Source organism: Rhizobium sp. BK418, from assembly GCF_004341105.1.
Classification (GTDB): domain Bacteria; phylum Pseudomonadota; class Alphaproteobacteria; order Rhizobiales; family Rhizobiaceae; genus Rhizobium.
This window is the reverse complement of record NZ_SLZK01000004.1, coordinates 462,349-481,841: the sequence shown is the minus strand read 5'-3', so window position 1 is coordinate 481,841 and position 19,493 is coordinate 462,349. Positions and strand designations below refer to the sequence as shown.

Genomic DNA, 19,493 nt, shown 5'->3' with positions numbered 1-19,493 from the left:
CTTGTTAATACCCGCCCAAGGGGTGTTGTACTTCTGTCACACACATGGCGGTTTAGTTAGAATTCTCTGTAAAATGAGACCATTCATTGTTGAGCCCTCCTGCCTTTCGGTTATTTTAGGTCTCACCGAATTAATCGGTTTTATCAGAGGGGACGTTCTTTCGTGGAACGCACTCGAACTTAGGAGATTGGCTTTCCATGAACATTCGTATGATGTTGCTTGGTTCTGCAGCTGCCCTCATCGCTGCACCGGCATTCGCAGCAGACGCAATCGTTGCTGCCGAGCCGGAACCGGTTGAGTACGTTCGCGTCTGCGACGCTTACGGCACCGGCTACTTCTACATCCCGGGCACGGAAACCTGCCTGAAGATCGAAGGCTACATCCGTTTCCAGGTTAATGTCGGCGAAAACGTTGGCGGCGACTCGGATTGGGATGCTGTAACCCGTGGTCAGGTTCAGTTCACGGCCAAGAGCGACACCGAATACGGCCCGCTCACCGGCGTGATCGTTATCCAGGCCAATGCCGACAACGCGACGGACCAGGATACGATCCTCGACTCCGCTTACCTCGACGTCGCGGGCTTCCGCGCTGGTCTGTTCTACTCCTGGTGGGACGATGGTCTCTCCGGCGAAACGGACGACATCGGTTCCGTCGTAACGCTGCATAACTCCATCCGTTATCAGTACGAAACCGGTTCCTTTTACGCTGGTCTCAGCGTCGACGAACTGGAAGACGGCGTTTACCAGGGTAGCGTAGATCCCGTCACCGGCCTCCTGGTTCCGGATGATGGTCCGAACAATGTCGGCATTGCCTTCGGCATCGGCGGCACGGCTGGTGCCTTCAGCTACCAGATCACCGGCGGCTGGGATGTCGACAACGAAGACGGCGCAATCCGTGCAATGGGTACGGTTGAAGTCGGCCCGGGCACGCTCGGCCTCGCAGCTGTCTACTCCAGCGGCCCGAACTCCTACTACTCGACGGCTGAATGGGCAGTTGCTGCCGAATACGCCATCAAGGCAACGGACAAGCTGAAGATCACCCCCGGTGTTCAGTACTACGGCAACTACATCGGCGGTGCCAGCGCGTTCGACACCGTTCCTGATGATTTCGACGGTACCGGCGATGCCTGGAAGGTCGGTCTGACGGTTGACTACCAGATCGTTGACAACTTCTACGCCAAGGCTTCCGTCCAGTACCTGGATCCGGAAGATGGCGACGACTCCACGACCGGTTACTTCCGTCTGCAGCGCTCGTTCTAATTTGAATATTGAAGACCCCGGGATAATATCTCGGGGTTTTTCATCACGAGCTTCTGGTTTGGTGACCTCCAATTCAGAAGATAGAGGTCGGGCCGGTTCCCTGCCGGGCCGGCCTCGCCCATCGATACAGAACTCCACTCCTGTAGATGGTTATGGCCCGCCCTCACAAGAGGGCGGGCTTTTTTGATATGGCGAGCTTGTTGACCCGGCTGCTGTCAATCTGGCAATTGTTTCGGCAAGACCGGCAAGCCTGAGAATACACGCCGCTTATGTGTCATCTCCCGTCCTCCTTCGTCAGGCCGATTGGACGGCCTTAATGCGATCGAGGCCGCCGACAATCGGAGCGAAATCGTTCCAAACACCTTGGGCGCCTTTCTGCCATTCCTCGAAAACTTCCGGCTTCAGGAGCTTGCCACCGTTTTTCAGCGAGACTTCGACCGATGCCACTTCGTCATCGGCAATGAGCTGGTTGAAATAGGCAGCTCCTTCGGTCGATGTCTGCTGGAAGACGGCCTTCTGTTCGTCGTTCAGACCGGCCCAGAAGGTCGAGGAATAGTAGATGACGCCCGATGCCCAGATGTGACCGGTCTCGGTCATATAAGGCACCACCTCGTAGAGCTTGAAGCCGGCATAGGCCGATTTGGTGAGATCCATCGCGTCGGCAACGCCGGTTGCCAGCGAATTATAGGTCTCGGTGATCGGGATGCCGATCGGTGTCGTGCCGAAAGCACTCCAAAGCTTGGTGTGCAGCGGGCTCTGGATGACGCGGATCCGCTTGCCCTTGAGTTGTTCCGGACGCGTCACCGCCTCCTTGGTCAGGAGATGACGCGCGCCGTAGTTGATAAAGTCGCCGACGACAAAATTCTGCGCCTGCAACCTGCCTTTCAGATCGGCGCCTACACCACCGCTAACGGTGCGACGCACATGATCTGCATCACGAAACAGGAAAGGAAGATCGAGGATCTGCAGTTCCGGAGTCCAGCCGGAGAGAGAGGAGACTGTTGACAGGCTGGCGTGGATGGAGCCGAGCCGAACACCTTCAGCTACCTCCTTTTCACCGCCGAGCGCACCATTCTTGACGATATTGAATTTGAACTGACCGGGCAGCTTGGCTTCCACCAACTGGCTGATCTTCACCCAGATCTTCGTCTCCGGCTTGTCGTCGCCGAGCAGCGAGGCAATGGTGATCGTCGTCGTGCGGGCGGCGGCCCTGCGAACGAAGGCCGGCGCGGCAAGGGCAGTGGAGGCAACCGTGGCGGTCTTCAGGAAATTACGTCGGTTGAGATTATCCATGGATCAGGTCCTGTCCGTTAAAAGATGATCGCCCAAGCGCAGAGAATTGCGAGCGAGACGAGAAGGGCAAGCAGATAAGGAACGACTGCCTTGAAGAGAGCGGAAGCCGGGATACGGGTCACGCCGCTGACGACGTAGATCAGCATGCCGAGCGGCGGCGTCAGGCCGTGAATCATCAGGTTGACCACGATGATGACTCCGAAATGGATGGGATCGATACCGGCGGCGACGGCTGCCGGCAACAGGATCGGCCCGAACAGCAGGATCGCAGCGCCAATATCGAGAACGAGCCCGACGACGAGTAGGATAATGTTCGATAGCAGGATTACGGCGAGCGCGCTGCCGCCAAGCGCCGTCGTCAGGTTAGAGATCAGGCCTGAGACATTGTCGACGGCGAGCAGGAAGGCGAAGGGGCCGGCCGTGCCGATCAGCAGGCCGATCGCCGCAGCTTCGACGGCAGCCTGCCGGAAGGCAGCATAGAGCGAGAGTATGCCGAGTCGCGCGCCGATACCAAGCAGGAAGGTATAGAAGGCGGCAAGGGCCGCGGCCTCTGTCGTTGTGACAACGCCGATACGGATGCCGACCACCACAATGATGCCTAGACCGAAGGCAGGAATTGCCTGGACAGCCGACTGCCAGCGCTGTGCAGATGTGGCCCGCGGCAGCGGCGCCTGATCGCGGACCGTCAGATGAATTGCGACGGCAAGGCAGATGGCCATTAGGCCACCGGCAAAGAAGCCGCCGACCAGTAGTGAACCGACCGAAAGATTGGTGGCAGTTGCAAGAATCAGGAAGGCGATCGACGGGGGAATGACGTTGTCGAGCACCGAGGTCGCCGCGATGATCGCCGCAGCCTTGGCCGGCTGATAACCGTGGCGGACGAGCTCCGGCTGGAAGGTGGATGCACCGAAGGCGGCATTGGCAACCGATGAACCGGAGGCGCCGGAGAACAGCACGCTGGTCAGCAGCGTCGTCTGGGCGAGACCAGCACGACGATGGCCGACAATGGCGGCGGCAAAGCGAACGAGCTGGTTGGCGACGCCCGATGCTGTCAGCAATCCGCCGGCAAGCAGGAAGAAGGGAATGGCAAGCAGCAGAAATTTCGAGATGCCTGTCACAGTCGATGAAACAATCGCCGGCTCCGGCAGGCTGCTACCGAAGGCGATCACGACGTAGGCAGCCGCCAGAAAGGCATGTGGGAGCGGCGCTGCGAGCACCAGGCCGATTGAAGCGATCAGGCCGAGAAAAATGCTGGGCGGCCAGTCGACTTCAATCGAGATGAAAGGGATGCCGGCATAGAGCGCTGCGCCGATTGCGAAGGAGAGCAAGACTGGCCATGTTTTTCCCTCGGCGATGCGCTGCAAGAGAAGAACGATCAGGATCAGCCCGCCGCCGGCACCGAGAAAACCGAAGCGGATCCATTCCGGCACGCCGAGCGTTGGTGAAACGCCGCCGAGCATGGTCATGATCTCGTTACCGCCGAAGCTCAGAATGAAGCCCGAAAGCACTGTGAAGACGTCGGCAGCAACCTGCGTTGCCGGATACAGCCGTTCCGGCATCATCTTGATGAAGACATCCAGACGCATGGCGAGCGCACTATTGAGGCTGAGGGGCGCGCCGAGCGCAATGAGCAGCACATGCAGCCAGATACCGAGATCTTCCGCGCCGATGAAGCCAGCGGCAAAGAAATAGCGCATGCAGACCGTGATAAGCACCATGAACAGCAGCACGGCCAGCACCAGGGCGGCTGCGGCGCCGAGCACCGCCTCGATTGCGCGCAGAATACGGGCCGCAAGCCCGTCGCCTGTCGCTTCCTGTTCGGCTGGATGAAATTCGCTTGCTGCCACGGTGCTTGCTTTCTTGCCGTATTGTCAGGCGCTCTTGACGGTGGAAAGGTCGCGATCGAAGAGCGTTGACCAAGTGTAGTTGCGCGCCGTCGACACCTCCCTGGTGACATCGAGACGCGGCAGAACCTTTTCGCCGAAACGATAGGCTTCCTCAAGCAGCGGCATGCCGGAAAGAATAAAGGTTTCGACACCGGCCTCCTGATAGGCTTCCAGCGTGCGCAGCACCGTATCGGGAGAGCCGACGATCGCCGTGCCGGGTCCGGGGCGCACAAGGCCGATGCCGGCCCAGAGATTGGGGGCGACTTCGAGATCGCGTAGGTTGGCCGGCTTCAGACCGCCGTGGAGCGCCGTCATGCGCTGCTGGCCGACCGAATCACTGCGGGCGACGAAACGCTGATTGGCGGCGATAGCCGCGTCATCCATGCGACCATAGAGATCGGCTGCTGCCTCCCAAGCTTTCTCGTCCGTGTCGCGTACGATCACATAGAGGCGGATGCCATATTCGAGCTCGCGTCCGTAACGGGCGGCTCGTGCTTTCACAGCCTCGACCTTGCCTTTAATTTGCTCAGGAGTTTCGCCCCAGGAAAGATAGGTGTCGACATGTTTTGCCGCGACATCGAGCGCCTTGTCCGACGAGCCACCGAACCAGAGCGGCGGCGGAGCGATGCTTTCGCCGACGGGCAAGGCGAGCTTGGCGCCGTCGGTGGAGAAATATCTTCCCTGATAAGTGACGCTTTCGCCGGCAAAGAGGCGATGCCAGAGCTGCAGATATTCATCCGCCATGGCGTAACGTTCGTCATGCGGCAGCATCATGCCATAAGCGCCGAGCATCTTCGCATCGCCTGAGACCACATTGATCAACAGGCGCCCGCGTGCGAACTCCTGAAACGTGGCGGCCATCTTGGCAAGCAGGGTCGGCGCGACCAAACCCGGATGGATGGCCACGAGGAAACGAAGCCGTTCGGTATAGGAGAGCAGCGCGCTTGCCAGCACCCAGACATCATGGGCGCCAGTCGCAAAGAGCGCGCCAGTATAACCGAGGTGATCATAGGCCTGTGCAAGCTGCTTGTAATAGCCGTAATCGACCTGACGCGAGCCCTCCGGCTGCCATGGATAAGCACCGTCAGGCGCGCACATATACCAGAAGACATTCATCTCCGGCTCCTTACTTGGTTGCCTGCAGCGGTCGGCCAATGGCGACCGCGCGATCGAAATGGCCGTGGCGGAAGAGCGTATCAGCCTCTTCCTGCTGCTCGGCAAGCACTGGCGCATCGATCGACACGACCGAGAAATCACGTGAGCGCACTATCTGCCCCCAGGCGTCAGCACCAGTGCCGCTGCGGTCGTTTTCTGCCAGAAGATGGGCCGCCGTCACCGGATCCGCCGCAATCTCACCGCCGATCCGGGCAAGCTCTGAAACAATACCTGCGATTTCTGCGGAAGAGAGCCCGATGCGCGCAAGGCTCCAGAACAACGACCGATTGGGAATAGTCGCCCCGCAGCGGACGATGAGGCGGAGATCGGTGCGCCCGATCGCCTTCTCCAGCCGCGGCGACATGGCAACCCAAGCATCCACCCTGCCCTCCAGCAGTTCTGCCAAGGAATCTCGTGTGCCACTTTCGACGCGTTCGACATCGTCAAGCATAAGACCCTCGGCCTCGAGGCTGCGGGCAAGCAGATAGGTATGAAACGAACCATCGATCAGCGAGATTCTGCGCCCAGCAAGACCGGCGACAGACTCGACATCAGTCTCGGCGCGCACGAAGATCGCGCCATTGGCAGGCCGTGGCGCGGATGCTCCAACATACTCAACGCCGAGGCCTCGGGCATCCGCCTCGATCGGCGGCGTCGATCCTGTTCCACCAACATGGATAACGCCGGCTTCGAGCAGCGACGCCGTATCGCGGCCCTCGCTATAAGGAACGAAGATCGGATCGAGATCAGCAAAGGCACCGGGCCAGACGCTGGCGAGCCGCAGATGGAGATTGTTGGGATGAACGCCGATTCTCATCTTCATTCCAAGATTGTGACTGCGATCAATCTACTTTTTTATATATTGACGGCGAGAAATGTCATCCCTGGAAGCGACAGGAAACCAAATCAAAAATCTATAAAATCTACCGATAATAAAATCTTCTGCCACAACACTCGTGTCAGTATGTTCAGCATTGAAAATCCGACTTGCTCACTTTACTTTTTTGTAGAACAAAAGAGGTGGCCATGACCAAACCCGTGTCATCGAGGGTCTGCCGCAGTGTCGGCGAGGCGAGCGAACTGCTGAAGCTTATCGCCAATGCAAACAGGCTGGCGATCGTCTGTTATCTTATGGAAACCGAGGCGTCCGTCTCTGCGCTGGAGGAAGAGCTCGGCATCCGTCAGCCGACGCTCTCGCAACAGCTTGCGGAACTGCGCGAAGCAGGCGTCATCGAGGGGCGTCGCGAGGGCAAGGCGATTGTCTATCGCGTCGCCGATGCGAGGGTCGAAACCATTGTCTACGCGCTGCGGAACATGTTCTCCGGCCTCGACGATGTAACCGGTCGTTTCGGCATGGCAAAGCTGCCAGTCGATGAAGTGATGTTCGACTGATCGCCCTATGATCGATTTCTATACCTGGATCACGCCGAACGGCCTGAAGATATCGATCGCACTTGAGGAATTCGGCCTTCCTTACAAAACCCACGCAATCGACATCACTAGGGGCGATCAGTTTTCCGCCGGCTACCTTGCGATCAATCCGGGCGGCAAGATCCCGGCCATCGTCGACCACGAGACCGATGTCACCCTTGCCGAATCCGGCGCCATCCTGTTCTATCTCGCCGAAAAGACGGGAAGATTCCTGCCGCGCGAAGGCAGTGCTCGCCACCACACCATCGAATGGCTGATGTGGCAGATGGGTGGCTTCGGACCGACGCTCGGCCACGCGCATTATTTCCTGACCTATAATGAAGGTCACGCGCCCTTCGCCGAGACGCTTTTCCGCAGAGACACGATCAGGCTTTATGAAACGCTCGATGCAAGGCTCAATGGCCGGGAACACCTTGCCGGTGACTATTCCATCGCCGACATGGCTGTCTGGCCCTGGGTTTCTCGCTTCACGCGCCACAAAATCGACCTCAACGACTTCCCGAATGTCCGCCGCTGGTATCTGCAGATCGCCGCCCGGCCTCAGGTGAAGCGCGGCTACGAAGTACCGCACTTCACCGGGCCGGTTCCGCTGCCCGGTCTCTAATCGCTAAAGTTTTCGGCCGCAGCCTATCGCGTGAAAAGCAGCCGCATGCGTGCCAGGATACCCTTCACACCTGGCATGGAGGCTGCCCTCAGATGGCGGGCGACAACACCTGCATCGACCTGTGCTCCAAAATGGCAGGAGCACACGAGCCCGTGCAACTGACGATCGTTAAGGTCGAAAAAGCTCTGAGCGTCCCCATAGGTATCGCCCTCGAGACCTGCGGCACGCAGAACCGGATCGGCATAGGCTACGGATATCGGCGATCCGGCGATCCTCATCATCACCCGCTGGTCACGGGGCAGATATTCGGTTTCCCGAAGGGTAACGAGCGAACGCGTGGGATCGCTTTCCAGAAGCTCCGCCCACCGCTCCAGGCGCTCGGCGCGAGACAGTTGTGGAGTGGTGCGGCTGACTCTGGCTATAGCTTTGAGCTGATCGACTGCGTATTGTTCCATAGCGGCCTCCTATTCGGAAATAGATTGCACGCCCCCATCAGAAGGTTGACCCCAACTGCGCTGCCTGTCCAATCACGTTTGAAGAATCAGGCCCCTCGAACGGACAGAATCTTGGCTCCTCAGGCGAATTCGCCTTGTCGCGAAAAAGTTCGCGGATGCGCGATATGCTTCCGAACGATACTTTCCTTGCTGTCGAGCTCTTCCAGCAGAACGTCATAGCTCCACAAATCGGCAAGGTGCTGCAGAACGAGCTTCAGGTCATCCTCTTCCAGGAATTCGTCGTTGCTCGCCCGGTGCTGTAGCAGCAGTCTGCGGTCGCCGGAGAGATCGACGTCGACGATCTCAATCGCCGGATCGGTATAGCCTATGTCGTAGTCGCGAGAGAGCTGCCGGCGGATGCGCCGGTAACCACGCTCGTCATGGATTGCCGAAACCAGAATACCCTCCTCAATCTCCGGATCGTCATGGAGCTGGAACATGCGCCACTGCCGCATGAGGCGTGGACTGAGGAACTGGCTCACAAAACTCTCATCGCGGTAATTGGCCCAGATATCGCGCAGGACAGCCATAGCATCGCCTCGTCCGGCGATATCAGGAAACCACTCGCGATCTTCGTCTGTCGGCTCCTTCACGATGCGTTCGATATCCTGCATCATCGCAAAACCCAACGCATAGGGATTGAAGCCGGAGAAGCGGCGGTCGTCGAACATGGGCTGGAACACGACGTTCGTGTGAGATTTCAGAAACTCGAAATAGCTGCCGTCGCTAATCTGCCCACGCTCATGCAGGCGCTTCATGATATTATAGTGGACGTAGGTGGCAGTTCCCTCGTTCATCACCTTGGTTTGGCGTTGGGGATGAAAATACTGGGCGACGTGCCGGACGATGCGCAATATCTCGCGCTGCCAGGAATGGAGCCGTGGCGCCGATTTCTCGAGGAAGTAGAGAATATTGTCTTGCGGTAAACCGAGTGCAGCCCGCCTCTGCTCCAGATCTCGGTCCGACTTGCTGCGCTTCTGGCCGACAGGCACCGTCCGCCAGAGGTCGTTGAAGATCTTCTCTTCATGGGCGCGGCGTTCCTGCTGCCGTTTTTCCTCCTGCCTCAGGTCCACCTGCGTCTTGCCGGCATAGCGGTGTACGCCATGCGACATCAGCGCATGGGCGGCATCCAGCGTTCGCTCGACGGCTACCTCTCCATAGCGTTCCTCGCAGCGGGAAATATAACCCTTTGCGAAGTCGAGATAATCTAGGATGCCCTCTGCATCGGTCCAAAGCTTGAAAAGGTAGTTGTTTTTGAAGAAATGGTTATGGCCGAAGGCGGCGTGCGCAATGACCAGGGTCTGCATGGTCGCCGTATTCTCCTCCATCAGATAGGAGATGCAGGGTGAACTGTTAATGACGATCTCATAGGCGAGATCGCGCATCCCGCGGCGGTAGAATGCTTCATGATGGGCAAAGTGCTTGCCAAAGGACCAGTGGCGATAGAAGAGCGGCATGCCGGTCGAGGAATAAGCGTCGAGCATCTGCTCCGAGGTGATAACCTCGATCTGGTTTGGATAGACATCCAATCCCAGTTCTCCGAGGGCGATGTCCTCGCAGGCGTCGTGGATGTGCTGCAGGGTCGGGAAATCCCAATCGGCGCCCTCAAACAGCAGCCCTCCCCTATGTCGTGCGCTGGTTTTCATGCCGTTTCTCCCGCCTTGGCGGTCTTTTTCTGGAACAGATCGTGGAAAACAGGAAATATCTCGTTCTTGCGGCAGACCTTTCGCATGGCCAGAGGAAGCGCTGCGGAGCGAATCTCCTGATAGAGCGTCCAGAGCGGTGATCGCGACATCGAGGAATCGCCGTCCTCGTCACCGACTTCGATATAGGCAAAGTACTGGCAGACCGGCAGGATTTCGTGCTCCAGCAACTGGCCGGTCAGAGCGCCGTCGGAATAGGAATTATCGCCATCCGAAGCCTGGGCTGCGTAGATGTTCCATTCCGTCGGATCGAAGCGCGCGGCAACGATCGAACGCATGGCAGCCAGCGCACTGGAAACCAGCGTACCGCCCGTTGCCGGGCTGTAGAAGAAGGTTTCCTCGTCGACTTCCTCTGCCTTCTCCGTATGCCGGATGAAGACAATCTCGACCTTTTCATAGCGCTGCGACAGGAAGAGATAGAGGAGCAGGTAAAAACGTTTGGCGAGATCCTTCATATGTTCGCTCATAGAGCCGGAAACATCCATGAGGCAGAACATCACTGCCTTGATGACAGGCTTCGGCGTGTTTTCAAAGCGCCGATAGCGCACATCGAGCGGATCGATATAGGGGATGCGTTTGCTCTTGAGGGTCAGCATCTTCAGCCTCTCCTCCAGTATGAGGCGCTCTTCAGCGCTGTCGCATTCGTCGATCTGCTTCTGAAGCGCCTCGATTTCCTGTGCCTTCGGACGGTGAAGCGCGAGGCGCCGCATCATGGCAAGGCGCGTGGTGCGACCAACGGCGATGTTCGAGGGGGAGCCGGAGACGGAGAAGCCCGCCCGTTGCGGCGTCACTTCTTCGGTCTCGCTCAGCTTACGTTTTGCGAGGTCAGGCAATTCCAGATCTTCGAGGAAGATATTGAGAAATTCCTTCCGAGTGAGCACGAAACGGAAACCATCCTCGCCGTCGCCCTCTCCTGCCTCCTTCGGTCGGCCGCCGCCCGATGCCGGTGGCCGTTTGATAAGGTCGCCCTCGACGAACTCCTGATTGCCTGGAAGAACACGGTCGTGAACCCCGCCTCCACCCCGGTGAAAACCTGGCTCGGACATGCCGCCGATCGGAAGAGTGACTTCGCCGCCATCAAGCACATCGCGAATGGAGCGGTTTTGCAGAGATTGTTTTACCGCTTGCCCGACGGCGTCCTTGGCGCGCCGAAGGAACCGTTGTCGATTTTCCAAACTTTTACCGCGCGGATTAAGCCGCCGGTCTATGATGTGCATGTTTGCTCCTACAGGGTACTCGCTCGGACAGCCTACCTAACTTGCCTGCTTGACCCGCATGTACCATTCCACCAGACGGCGAACCTGCCGTTCCGTGTAATTCCTCGCGACCATGCGCGAAACGAATTCACTGTGTTTCTTTTCGGTTTCGCTATCTTTCTTCGAACCGAAGGAGATCACCGGCAGCAGATCCTCGACTTGCGAGAACATCCGCTTTTCGATGACTTCCCGGATTTTCTCATAGCTCGTCCATGAAGGATTCTTGCCGCCGTTAGCTGCCCGCGATCTAAGCGAGAACTTGACGATCTCGTTGCGGAAATCCTTGGGATTGGCAATGCCCGCCGGCTTTTCGATCTTCGTCAGTTCCTGGTTCAGAAGTTCGCGATCGAGCAACTGTCCCGTATCCGGATCCTTGAAATCGATATCCTCGATCCAGGCATCCGCATAGTCGACGTAACGATCGAACAGATTCTGACCGTAATCAGAATAGGATTCCAGGTAAGCCTTCTGGATCTCGTTGCCGATGAATTCCGCATAACGCGGTGCCAATTCAGCCTTGATGAACTCCATATAGCGCTTTTCCGTCTCCTCGGAAAACTGCTCGCGGCGGATAGCCTGTTCCAGAACATACATCAAATGCACCGGATCGGCGCCGATATCCGTCGTGTCGTGGTTGAAGGTCGACGCAAGAACTTTAAAGGCGAAACGTGTCGATATTCCGTCCATGCCCTCATCGACGCCGGCAGCATCGCGATATTCCTGCACACTTCTGGCGCGCGGATCGGTTTCCTTGAGGCTTTCGCCGTCATAGGCACGCATCTTCGAAAAGAGATTGGAATTCTCGTGCTTGCGAAGCCGTGACAGGACAGAGAAACGAGCGAGCATCTCGAGTGTTGCCGGCGCGCATGGGGCGTTCGCAAGCTCCGATCCTTCGATCAGTTTCTCGTAGATTTTCTGCTCCTCAGTGACCCTTAGGCAATAGGGAACCTTGATCACGCATATGCGGTCGATGAAGGCTTCATTGTTTTTGTTGGCCTTGAAGGTCTGCCATTCCGCTTCGTTCGAATGGGCAAGGATGATACCGGAGAACGGGATCGCACCAATATTTTCGGTGCCCATGTAGTTGTTTTCCTGCGTCGCCGTCAGCAGCGGGTGCAGCATCTTGATCGGCGCTTTGAACATTTCGACGAATTCCAAGATGCCCTGATTGGCGCGGTTAAGACCGCCGGAATAGCTGTAGGCATCGGAATCGTTCTGCGGATAATGCTCGAGCTTGCGGATATCGACCTTGCCGACCAACGATGAGACGTCCTGATTGTTCTCATCACCCGGCTCAGTCTTGGCAATCGCGATCTGGCGAAGCCGGGACGGCTGGATTTTCACGACGCGAAAGCGTGAGATATCGCCGTCGAACTCGTCAAGACGCTTGAGGCACCATGGGCTCATCAAGCCGCTGAGGCGACGGGTCGGAATGCCATATTGCTCAAGCAGCAACGGCCCCATGGTAAGCGGATCAAAGAGGTTGAGGGGGCTTTCGAAGACCGGGCTCAATTCGTCGCCAGCCTTCAGCACATAGATGGGATTGACCTCCATGAGCTGCTTCAAGCGCTCTGCAAGCGAGGACTTGCCGCCGCCGACAGGGCCGAGCAGATAAAGGATCTGCTTGCGCTCTTCGAGACCTTGGGCGGCGTGACGGAAGAAGGAAACGATCCGCTCGATCGTCTCTTCCATACCGAAAAATCCCACGAAGGCCGGATAGGTTCGGATGGTTCTGTTCATGAAAACGCGTCCGAGCCGCGAATCCTTTGCAGTGTCGATGATCTCGGGTTCGCCGATGGCATCGAGCAGGCGCTCGGTGGCATTGGCGTAAGCCATCGGCTCCTTCTTACACAGCGTAAGATAATCCGCCACAGACATATCCGTCTCGCGGCGAGCCTCGTAGTTGCGGGTGAACGCGTCGAATAGGGAGTTTTCTAGCATAGGCCCTCCTAATAAAGGTCTGCCTCAGCGATTTTCGCTTTCGCTAAGTAAGATGGTGCGCCAATGTCTCGAAAGATCAAGGTCTGGAGCGACGGAAATAAGACATGGCAGGCATTCCGGCCTCGCCACACAAAAAAGTGCGCGCAATTCATCGATTTGATCCTCGAAAGTTGACCGTCTCTATAGCTTTGCGGCAGCGCCGGGAGTATCATTCGCGCCCGGTCTCAAAGAACGCCGCACACCTTCACCTCAATGACGCAAACTTGTGTTAGTGCCGATTGAGGGCCACCTGATTCGCTGGAGCGAGGATTTCTCGCTGTCCACCTTGTGGTATTGTCTCCAAGAGGCACCTCCAAGAAAAGCAAGACATGATCGAAAACGCGGCCATTTACTCAGCCTATGAGAGCTGAAGCTTCGATCTCCTGTGCATGTCGACGGCTTGTTATGGCAAGGGAATTGCAACTTAACGTTTTGCATTCGCTTCTGCCGCCAGCACATGCCTAGCATGTCAACTATCCGCCTTCGAAGGGCTGAAAGCGGCTCGCTCGATGCCGTGGCGCTGCAGCTTGTCATAGAACGTCTTGCGTGGGATGCCGAGTGTCTCAATGGTCCGACGCACGTTGCCCTCGTTGCGGGTCAATGTTTCGCGGATGATATCGGCCTCGAAGCGGTCGATCCTCGCCGGCAGAGACAGGGGAACCTCTTTGTCCTCCATCCCTCCCTGCTCCGGCTCCGCCGGCGTTGTTTCGAGGCCGAGTACGAAGCGCTCGGCAAAATGCGAGAGCTCGCGCACATTGCCCGGCCAGTCGTGGTTTCTCAGATGCCGATACAGCTGAGGTGAAGCCGAGGGAGCCGGGCGCTTGAAACGATTGGCAGCGCGTTCCGTGAAATGGGCGAAAAGAAGCGGGATGTCATCGCGCCGGTCGCGCAGCGGTGGGATGCTGATCGTAACGACATTGAGGCGATAGTAGAGATCCTCGCGGAATTCGCCACGCTGGCGCGGATCACCGAGATCGACCTTTGCAGCAGCGACGACACGCAAATCGACCGGCCGCACCTCGTTGGTGCCGAGCGGCATGACTTCACGCATTTCCAGCACGCGCAGCATCTGAACCTGCGCAGCAGCCGGCATGCTTTCGATTTCGTCGAGGAAAAGCGTCCCGCCGCTCGAATGTTCGATACGGCCGACACGCTTCTTTTGGGCCCCGGTAAAGGCACCGGCCTCATGGCCGAAGAGTTCGCTTTCGATCACCGTCTCCGGCAGAGCACCGCAGTTCAGCGCCACGAAGTTTCCTTTGGCACGGCGGCTCCAGCGGTGCAGAAGGCTCGCCACCACTTCCTTACCGCTGCCGGTCTCACCAGTTACCAGCACATCAACGTCGGTATCGGCAATCTGGCGGAGCGTCCGTCGCAAGCGCTCCATGGCCGGCGTCTGGCCGATCAGCGGCAGGTCGCTCTGTGCCTGTTCGGCGGCCTCGCGCAGCAATCGGTTGTCGAGCACGAGACGGCGCTTTTCCGCCGCCCGATGCACGCTCTGCACCAGCCGGTCAGCTGCGAAGGGCTTGGTGATGAAATCATAGGCTCCGTCCTGGATCGCCTTGACGGCCATCGGGATATCGCCATGCCCGGTGATCAGGATCACCGGCAGGTCTTCGTCCAGCCGGCGGATGCGATCGAAGAGCTGCAGCCCGTCAACATGCGGCATGCGGATATCCGAGACCACAACTCCGGAAAATTCTGATGTCAGCACCTTCAACGCCTCAGCGGCGGCGAGAAAGGTCGAAACGGAAAAGCCGGCAAGTTCCAGCGTCTGTTTCGTCGCCTTCAGGAGATCCTTGTCGTCATCGATAAGGAGGACTGGGATCATGTCGCTCATGCCTGTGCTCTCTGGATATGGACGGTAAAGCGCGTGCCGCACTCATTGCTATCGACCTCGATGCGGCCGCCATAATCGGAAATAATGTCCTTGGTAATGACGAGCCCAAGGCCGAGGCCCTTTTCCTTCGAGGTATTGAAGGGCGAAAAAAGCGAGCCGAGAATGTCTTGCGAAATGCCGGGGCCGTTGTCGGCGACAATCACAGCCACCTCGCCCTCAGTCTCCTCACAGAAGATATCCACCTTTGCTTCCTCCCTGCCTTCAAGCGCTTCGAGCGCATTCTGAAACAGATTGATCAGCACCTGTTCCAGGCGAACACGGTTTCCGCTCACCTTCAGGCCCGCTGACGGCAGCTTGATATTCAAGGCATCCAGCCGTCCGGCAAAGCGGCTTCGCAGCAGCATGACCGCCCCTTCAATGACGGCGCGCAGCTCCACCGGCTCGGCGGCGGTGCGGCCCTTGCGAGCAAAGGCCTTCAGCTCCTCGGTGATCATGCCGATGCGCTCCGTCAGGCCTGCAATCGCGTCGAGATTGTCGTCGGCTGATTCCGGCTGCTGGCGTTTAAGGAAGGTGCGGGCATTGTCTGCATAGGCGCGGATGGTCGCCACAGGCTGATTGATCTCATGCGCCACGCCCGCAGCCACCTGACCGAGGATCGCCAGACGATTCGCCTGGACGAGTTCCTGCTGCACCACCTGCAGCCTTGCTTCGGTTACGCGATGATCGGTTATCTCTTCCTGCAGCCTGTCACGGGCGCGGCTCAGATCCTCCGTGCGCTCCAGCACCCGGCGCTCCAGCAACTCTCGCGCGGCGCGTTCGGTCGCAATACGCATGCTCGCGATCTGGCGACGGCGCAGCAGGAAGGTCATGATAGCCAGCACGGGAAGGAGCCCGGCCAGTGTCAGCAACCGCCACTCGCGCACGGAAGTGGCGATCGGTGCTTCGGTCGGCACAAGATATTCGAGCTGCCACGATGTCGATGGCACCTCGGTGCGCAGCCGCAGGAACTCGCCCTCCCCGCCGCCCGGCATGATGGCACGCACGATCGCGGCTCCGGGTCGAAGTGCCTGACGCTCATCGATCGGCAATGGCAGCAGCGGCGCCTCGCCGAATTGCAGGCTGTTCCTGATCACCGCAAGACTTTCCTGCGGCAGCGGCTTTGCCGTCATGAAGCGCCAGGACGGTAGGCTGGTGATCAACACAACCCCATGCTCATCGGTGACATAGGCCGGTCGGGCTGCATCGCGCCAGTCGGATTCCAGCTGATCGAATTCCATCTTGACCACGACGACTCCGAGCGGATCTGCAGCATTCCCAACCCGCCGGGAAATATAAAGGCCGGGCCGGCTGCTGACATTGCCGAGCGCAAAATGCTCCGCCGTGCCCGTTTCCATCGCACGGCGGAAATAATCGCGAAAGGAATAGTCGTTGCCGACGAAGCTCAACGGCTCCTGCCAGTTGCTGGAAGCGATCGCGATGCCATTATTGCCGGTTACATACAGAACCGAGGCGCGGGTGCCGGCGACCAGACTCTGCAGCTTGCGATCAAGCCCCATGACGGCCTCGCCCTGCCCCGAGGCCAGAGCGTCTCGCACCTGCTGATCATCGGCGAGAAGCAGCGGCAGGGCTCGTGGTCCCTCGAGCACGGCGCGCAGCAGCGCCACCTTGAGATTGGCGTCCGTTTGCCCCTGATCCTCCAGTGCCGCGATTGCCTGCAAGCGGCCATAAGTGCCGGCGCCGTAAAGCGCTGCGCCAATCACGATGGCGGCAAGTGCCGCAAAGATCAGCCAGACGGAACGGGATCGCCGGCCGAGCTGTTCGAGTGTCAGGAAACGTTCAGATGCGATGCTTTGGTGCATGGCGGTATTGTGCATGTATTCGCACTGCGGGCAATTCACATTGTGCGAAAATCCGCACTTGTCCGAAAACGACGAAGATCATGAGCAATGATATCAATGGGTTAATGCGAGCCAGAAACTGGCACGCGCATTGCAAGCCATGTCCTCATCAGTCGGGAGGCTGTTTGACCATCATGACTTGCCCGCCGCCGCCTTGGCGCCGGCACAGTGGAGGACACCATGGATATCGCAATGAACCCTGCCGCGGAGCGCGGCAAGATTCCCTTTTACCGGCACCTCTACGTGCAGGTTCTGGCGGCCATCGCCGCCGGCATTCTGCTCGGCCACTTCTACCCGTCTCTTGGCGCTTCGTTGCAGCCGCTTGGAGATGCCTTCATCAAGCTCGTGCGCATGGTGATCGCGCCCGTCATCTTCCTGACTGTCACGACCGGCATTGCCGGCATGGCCGATCTCAAGAAGTTCGGCCGCGTCGTCGGCAAGGCGCTCGGTTATTTCCTCGTCTTCTCGACGCTGGCGCTCGTCGTCGGCCTCGTTGTCTCGAATGTCCTGCAGCCTGGCGCCGGCATGCATATCGATCCGGCAACGCTCGATACGAAAGCCGTCAACAACTACGCCGCTCAGGCCCATGACGCGACGGTCGTCGGCTTCCTGATGAACATCATCCCGGATACGATCGTCGGCGCTTTCGCCAAGGGTGATATCCTGCAGGTCCTGTTCTTCTCCGTGGTCTTCGGCATTGCGCTCGGTTCCGTCGGCGACCGCGGCAAACCCGTGCTTGACTTCTTCCAGGTTCTGACGGCCCCGGTCTTCCGCCTCGTCGCGATCCTGATGAAGTTTGCGCCGATCGGCGCCTTCGGCGCGATGGCCTTTACGATCGGCAAATACGGCATCGGCGCGATTGCCAACCTCGCCTTCCTGATCGGCACTTTCTATCTGACATCGCTGCTCTTCGTGCTGGTCGTGCTCGGCGCGGTCGCCCGCTATAATGGCTTCTCCATCCTGGCGCTGCTCCGCTATATCAAGGAAGAGCTGCTGCTGGTGCTTGGCACCTCCTCGTCCGAAGCCGCCCTGCCCGGCCTTATGAATAAGATGGAACAGGCCGGCTGCAAGCGCTCGGTCGTCGGCCTCGTCATTCCGACCGGCTATTCGTTCAACCTTGACGGAACCAATATCTACATGACGCTGGCAGCGCTCTTCATCGCTCAGGCGACGGACACGCATCTGAGCTTCGGCGATCAGATCCTGCTGCTGCTCGTGGCGATGCTGAGCTCTAAGGGCGCCGCAGGCATCACCGGTGCCGGCTTCATCACGCTTGCCGCCACACTCTCGGTCGTCCCCTCGGTTCCGATCGCCGGCATGGCGCTGATCCTCGGCATCGATCGCTTCATGTCGGAATGCCGTGCGCTGACGAACCTGGTCGGCAATGCGGTTGCTACCATCGTCGTCGCCCGCTGGGAAAACGAGCTCGATCAGACCCGTTTTGCCGCAGCAATGGCCGGCAATTTGCGCGATGACCGCGATCTGCTTGTTCCGGTGGCTCAGCCGGCGGAATGAGCTTAAGACAAATAAATTCTCCGCCAGTCGTGCGATTGGCGGAGGATCGCATTTGGTGTCGGCGGACACGCCATGAGGGGAGCAGCCTGTCGTCCGTCCGGATTAAAGTGCCAAGCCTGTGCCGCGGTCGAAAATATGGACCTGCTCGCTGGCGATATTCGCTTCGAAGCGAGCGCCATAACGAGCAGCATAATCCCCATCCACCACAGCCGTTACCGGTTGACCGGCAAGATCGAAGACGACATGGGTCTGAGCACCGGTCGGCTCGACGAGCAGGGTGTGCCCGGCAAGCGCACTTCCATCTTTGCCACCCGGCGTCAGATGCTCGGGGCGCAGGCCAATAGTCACCGCCTGACCGGGGCGAACCTTGCGGTCAGGAGCGATGCGGATCGCAGTGCCATCCGAAAGACGCGCGGCCGGCTTGCCGTCTTCGCCATCCACGGTACCATCCAGCATATTCATCGCCGGCGATCCGATGAACGCGGCCACGAAGAGATTGGCAGGTTTCTTATAGAGTTCAAGCGGCGTACCCTGCTGCTCCACTCTGCCCTGATTGAGCACGACGATGCGATCTGCAAGCGTCATCGCCTCGATCTGGTCATGCGTGACATAGATCGAGGTGGTTTTGACCTTCTGGTGCAACGTCTTTATTTCCGAACGCATCTGCACTCGCAGCTTGGCATCGAGGTTGGAGAGCGGCTCGTCGAACAGGAAGACGGCGGGATTTCGCACGATAGCGCGGCCCATGGCGACACGCTGGCGCTGGCCGCCGGAAAGCTGGGCCGGCTTGCGGTCGAGAAGCTGGGCGAGATCCAGCATTCGGGCGGCCTCGGCGACGCGGGCCTCGATCTGCGGTTTTGCGACACCGGCGAGCTTGAGATTGAAGCCCATGTTTTCTGCGACCGTCATATGCGGATAGAGCGCGTAGGACTGGAAGACCATTGCGATGTTGCGCTCGCGAGGCGTCATACCGTTGACGACATTACCGCCGATCGCGATCTCGCCATCCGTGATCTCCTCCAGGCCGGCGATCATCCGCAGCAGTGTCGATTTTCCGCAGCCGGACGGCCCGACAAGGGCGACGAATTCCCCATCCGCGATATCGAGCGAAATGCCGTGGATCACGTCGACGGCACCATAGGCCTTGCGAATGTCGCTCAGTGAAACGGATGCCATGATTGC

Annotated in this window: 15 protein-coding genes; 4 read left to right on the top strand and 11 right to left on the bottom strand. The window is 58.7% G+C overall.

Annotation, left to right across the window (positions count from 1 at the left end; translation table 11 throughout):
• The first annotated feature begins 197 nt into the window (after positions 1–197).
• On the top strand, positions 198–1,259 hold the full coding sequence (locus EV281_RS19130) for a porin (protein ID WP_132655145.1): 1,062 nt from the start codon (positions 198–200) through the stop codon (positions 1,257–1,259).
• 294 nt (positions 1,260–1,553) lie between these two features.
• Here EV281_RS19130 and EV281_RS19125 read toward each other — a convergent pair whose 3' ends face one another.
• From EV281_RS19125 to EV281_RS19110, 4 genes are read right to left on the bottom strand one after another with little or no spacing between them, the layout of a single operon-like run.
• Positions 1,554–2,552, bottom strand: a complete 999-nt coding sequence (locus EV281_RS19125) for a TRAP transporter substrate-binding protein (RefSeq protein WP_132655143.1) — start codon at positions 2,550–2,552, stop codon at positions 1,554–1,556.
• Between the two features lie 17 nt (positions 2,553–2,569).
• Complete coding sequence (locus tag EV281_RS19120) at positions 2,570–4,399, bottom strand: TRAP transporter large permease subunit (protein WP_132655141.1); 1,830 nt, start codon at positions 4,397–4,399, stop codon at positions 2,570–2,572.
• 24 nt (positions 4,400–4,423) lie between these two features.
• A complete protein-coding gene (locus EV281_RS19115) occupies positions 4,424–5,554 on the bottom strand; it encodes an LLM class flavin-dependent oxidoreductase (protein WP_132655139.1) in 1,131 nt (376 codons plus the stop codon).
• A gap of 10 nt (positions 5,555–5,564) precedes the next feature.
• Positions 5,565–6,410, bottom strand: a complete 846-nt coding sequence (locus EV281_RS19110; RefSeq protein WP_132655137.1) for an ABC transporter substrate-binding protein — start codon at positions 6,408–6,410, stop codon at positions 5,565–5,567.
• Positions 6,411–6,619: 209 nt separating this feature from the next.
• On the opposite strand from EV281_RS19110, the gene EV281_RS19105 reads away from it, so the two are divergent.
• Together EV281_RS19105 and EV281_RS19100 are read left to right on the top strand one after the other, a co-directional pair.
• Positions 6,620–6,985, top strand: a complete 366-nt coding sequence (locus EV281_RS19105; RefSeq protein ID WP_132655135.1) for a metalloregulator ArsR/SmtB family transcription factor — start codon at positions 6,620–6,622, stop codon at positions 6,983–6,985.
• Positions 6,986–6,992: 7 nt separating this feature from the next.
• Positions 6,993–7,628: a glutathione S-transferase N-terminal domain-containing protein gene (locus EV281_RS19100; RefSeq protein ID WP_132655133.1), complete on the top strand. Its 636-nt coding sequence runs from the start codon at positions 6,993–6,995 to the stop codon at positions 7,626–7,628.
• A 23-nt stretch (positions 7,629–7,651) separates the two neighbouring features.
• Here the strand turns inward: EV281_RS19100 and EV281_RS19095 are convergent, their stop codons facing one another.
• The 6 genes from EV281_RS19095 to EV281_RS19070 all read right to left on the bottom strand — a co-directional run bounded on the left by EV281_RS19095 (position 7,652) and on the right by EV281_RS19070 (position 16,772).
• Positions 7,652–8,083 (bottom strand): hypothetical protein, encoded by a 432-nt coding sequence (locus EV281_RS19095; protein WP_132655131.1) that lies wholly within the window; start codon positions 8,081–8,083, stop codon positions 7,652–7,654.
• A gap of 119 nt (positions 8,084–8,202) precedes the next feature.
• On the bottom strand, positions 8,203–9,768 hold the full coding sequence (locus tag EV281_RS19090; RefSeq protein ID WP_132655129.1) for a SpoVR family protein: 1,566 nt from the start codon (positions 9,766–9,768) through the stop codon (positions 8,203–8,205).
• A complete protein-coding gene (locus EV281_RS19085; RefSeq protein WP_132655127.1) occupies positions 9,765–11,042 on the bottom strand; it encodes a YeaH/YhbH family protein in 1,278 nt (425 codons plus the stop codon). The genes EV281_RS19090 and EV281_RS19085 overlap by 4 nt, the downstream gene beginning before the upstream one ends.
• A 36-nt stretch (positions 11,043–11,078) precedes the next feature.
• On the bottom strand, positions 11,079–13,022 hold the full coding sequence (locus tag EV281_RS19080) for a PrkA family serine protein kinase (protein WP_132655125.1): 1,944 nt from the start codon (positions 13,020–13,022) through the stop codon (positions 11,079–11,081).
• A 508-nt stretch (positions 13,023–13,530) separates the two neighbouring features.
• Positions 13,531–14,898 carry a sigma-54 dependent transcriptional regulator gene (locus EV281_RS19075; RefSeq protein WP_132655123.1) on the bottom strand — a complete coding sequence of 456 codons (1,368 nt, stop codon included), beginning with the start codon at positions 14,896–14,898 and terminating at the stop codon, positions 13,531–13,533.
• On the bottom strand, positions 14,895–16,772 hold the full coding sequence (locus EV281_RS19070) for a sensor histidine kinase (protein WP_132655121.1): 1,878 nt from the start codon (positions 16,770–16,772) through the stop codon (positions 14,895–14,897). Before EV281_RS19070 ends, EV281_RS19075 begins: the two co-directional genes overlap by 4 nt.
• Positions 16,773–16,976: 204 nt before the next feature.
• Here EV281_RS19070 and EV281_RS19065 point away from each other — a divergent pair, with 204 nt between their 5' ends.
• Positions 16,977–18,311, top strand: a complete 1,335-nt coding sequence (locus tag EV281_RS19065) for a dicarboxylate/amino acid:cation symporter (protein ID WP_132655119.1) — start codon at positions 16,977–16,979, stop codon at positions 18,309–18,311.
• A 102-nt stretch (positions 18,312–18,413) separates the two neighbouring features.
• Here EV281_RS19065 and ugpC read toward each other — a convergent pair whose 3' ends face one another.
• The gene (gene ugpC / locus EV281_RS19060) at positions 18,414–19,487 is read right to left on the bottom strand and encodes a sn-glycerol-3-phosphate ABC transporter ATP-binding protein UgpC (RefSeq protein WP_132655117.1); all 1,074 of its coding nucleotides are present in this window, start codon (positions 19,485–19,487) and stop codon (positions 18,414–18,416) included.
• Between the last annotated feature and the right edge of the window lie 6 nt (positions 19,488–19,493).

Coding starts and splice junctions, on each gene's coding strand:
- EV281_RS19130 (WP_132655145.1), top strand. CDS start 198: ATGAACATTCGTATGATGTTGCTTGGTTCTGCAGCTGCCCTCATCGCT.
- EV281_RS19125 (WP_132655143.1), bottom strand. CDS start 2,552: ATGGATAATCTCAACCGACGTAATTTCCTGAAGACCGCCACGGTTGCC.
- EV281_RS19115 (WP_132655139.1), bottom strand. CDS start 5,554: ATGAATGTCTTCTGGTATATGTGCGCGCCTGACGGTGCTTATCCATGG.
- EV281_RS19110 (WP_132655137.1), bottom strand. CDS start 6,410: ATGAGAATCGGCGTTCATCCCAACAATCTCCATCTGCGGCTCGCCAGC.
- EV281_RS19105 (WP_132655135.1), top strand. CDS start 6,620: ATGACCAAACCCGTGTCATCGAGGGTCTGCCGCAGTGTCGGCGAGGCG.
- EV281_RS19100 (WP_132655133.1), top strand. CDS start 6,993: ATGATCGATTTCTATACCTGGATCACGCCGAACGGCCTGAAGATATCG.
- EV281_RS19095 (WP_132655131.1), bottom strand. CDS start 8,083: ATGGAACAATACGCAGTCGATCAGCTCAAAGCTATAGCCAGAGTCAGC.
- EV281_RS19090 (WP_132655129.1), bottom strand. CDS start 9,768: ATGAAAACCAGCGCACGACATAGGGGAGGGCTGCTGTTTGAGGGCGCC.
- EV281_RS19085 (WP_132655127.1), bottom strand. CDS start 11,042: ATGCACATCATAGACCGGCGGCTTAATCCGCGCGGTAAAAGTTTGGAA.
- EV281_RS19080 (WP_132655125.1), bottom strand. CDS start 13,022: ATGCTAGAAAACTCCCTATTCGACGCGTTCACCCGCAACTACGAGGCT.
- EV281_RS19075 (WP_132655123.1), bottom strand. CDS start 14,898: ATGAGCGACATGATCCCAGTCCTCCTTATCGATGACGACAAGGATCTC.
- EV281_RS19070 (WP_132655121.1), bottom strand. CDS start 16,772: ATGCACAATACCGCCATGCACCAAAGCATCGCATCTGAACGTTTCCTG.
- EV281_RS19065 (WP_132655119.1), top strand. CDS start 16,977: ATGGATATCGCAATGAACCCTGCCGCGGAGCGCGGCAAGATTCCCTTT.
- ugpC (WP_132655117.1), bottom strand. CDS start 19,487: ATGGCATCCGTTTCACTGAGCGACATTCGCAAGGCCTATGGTGCCGTC.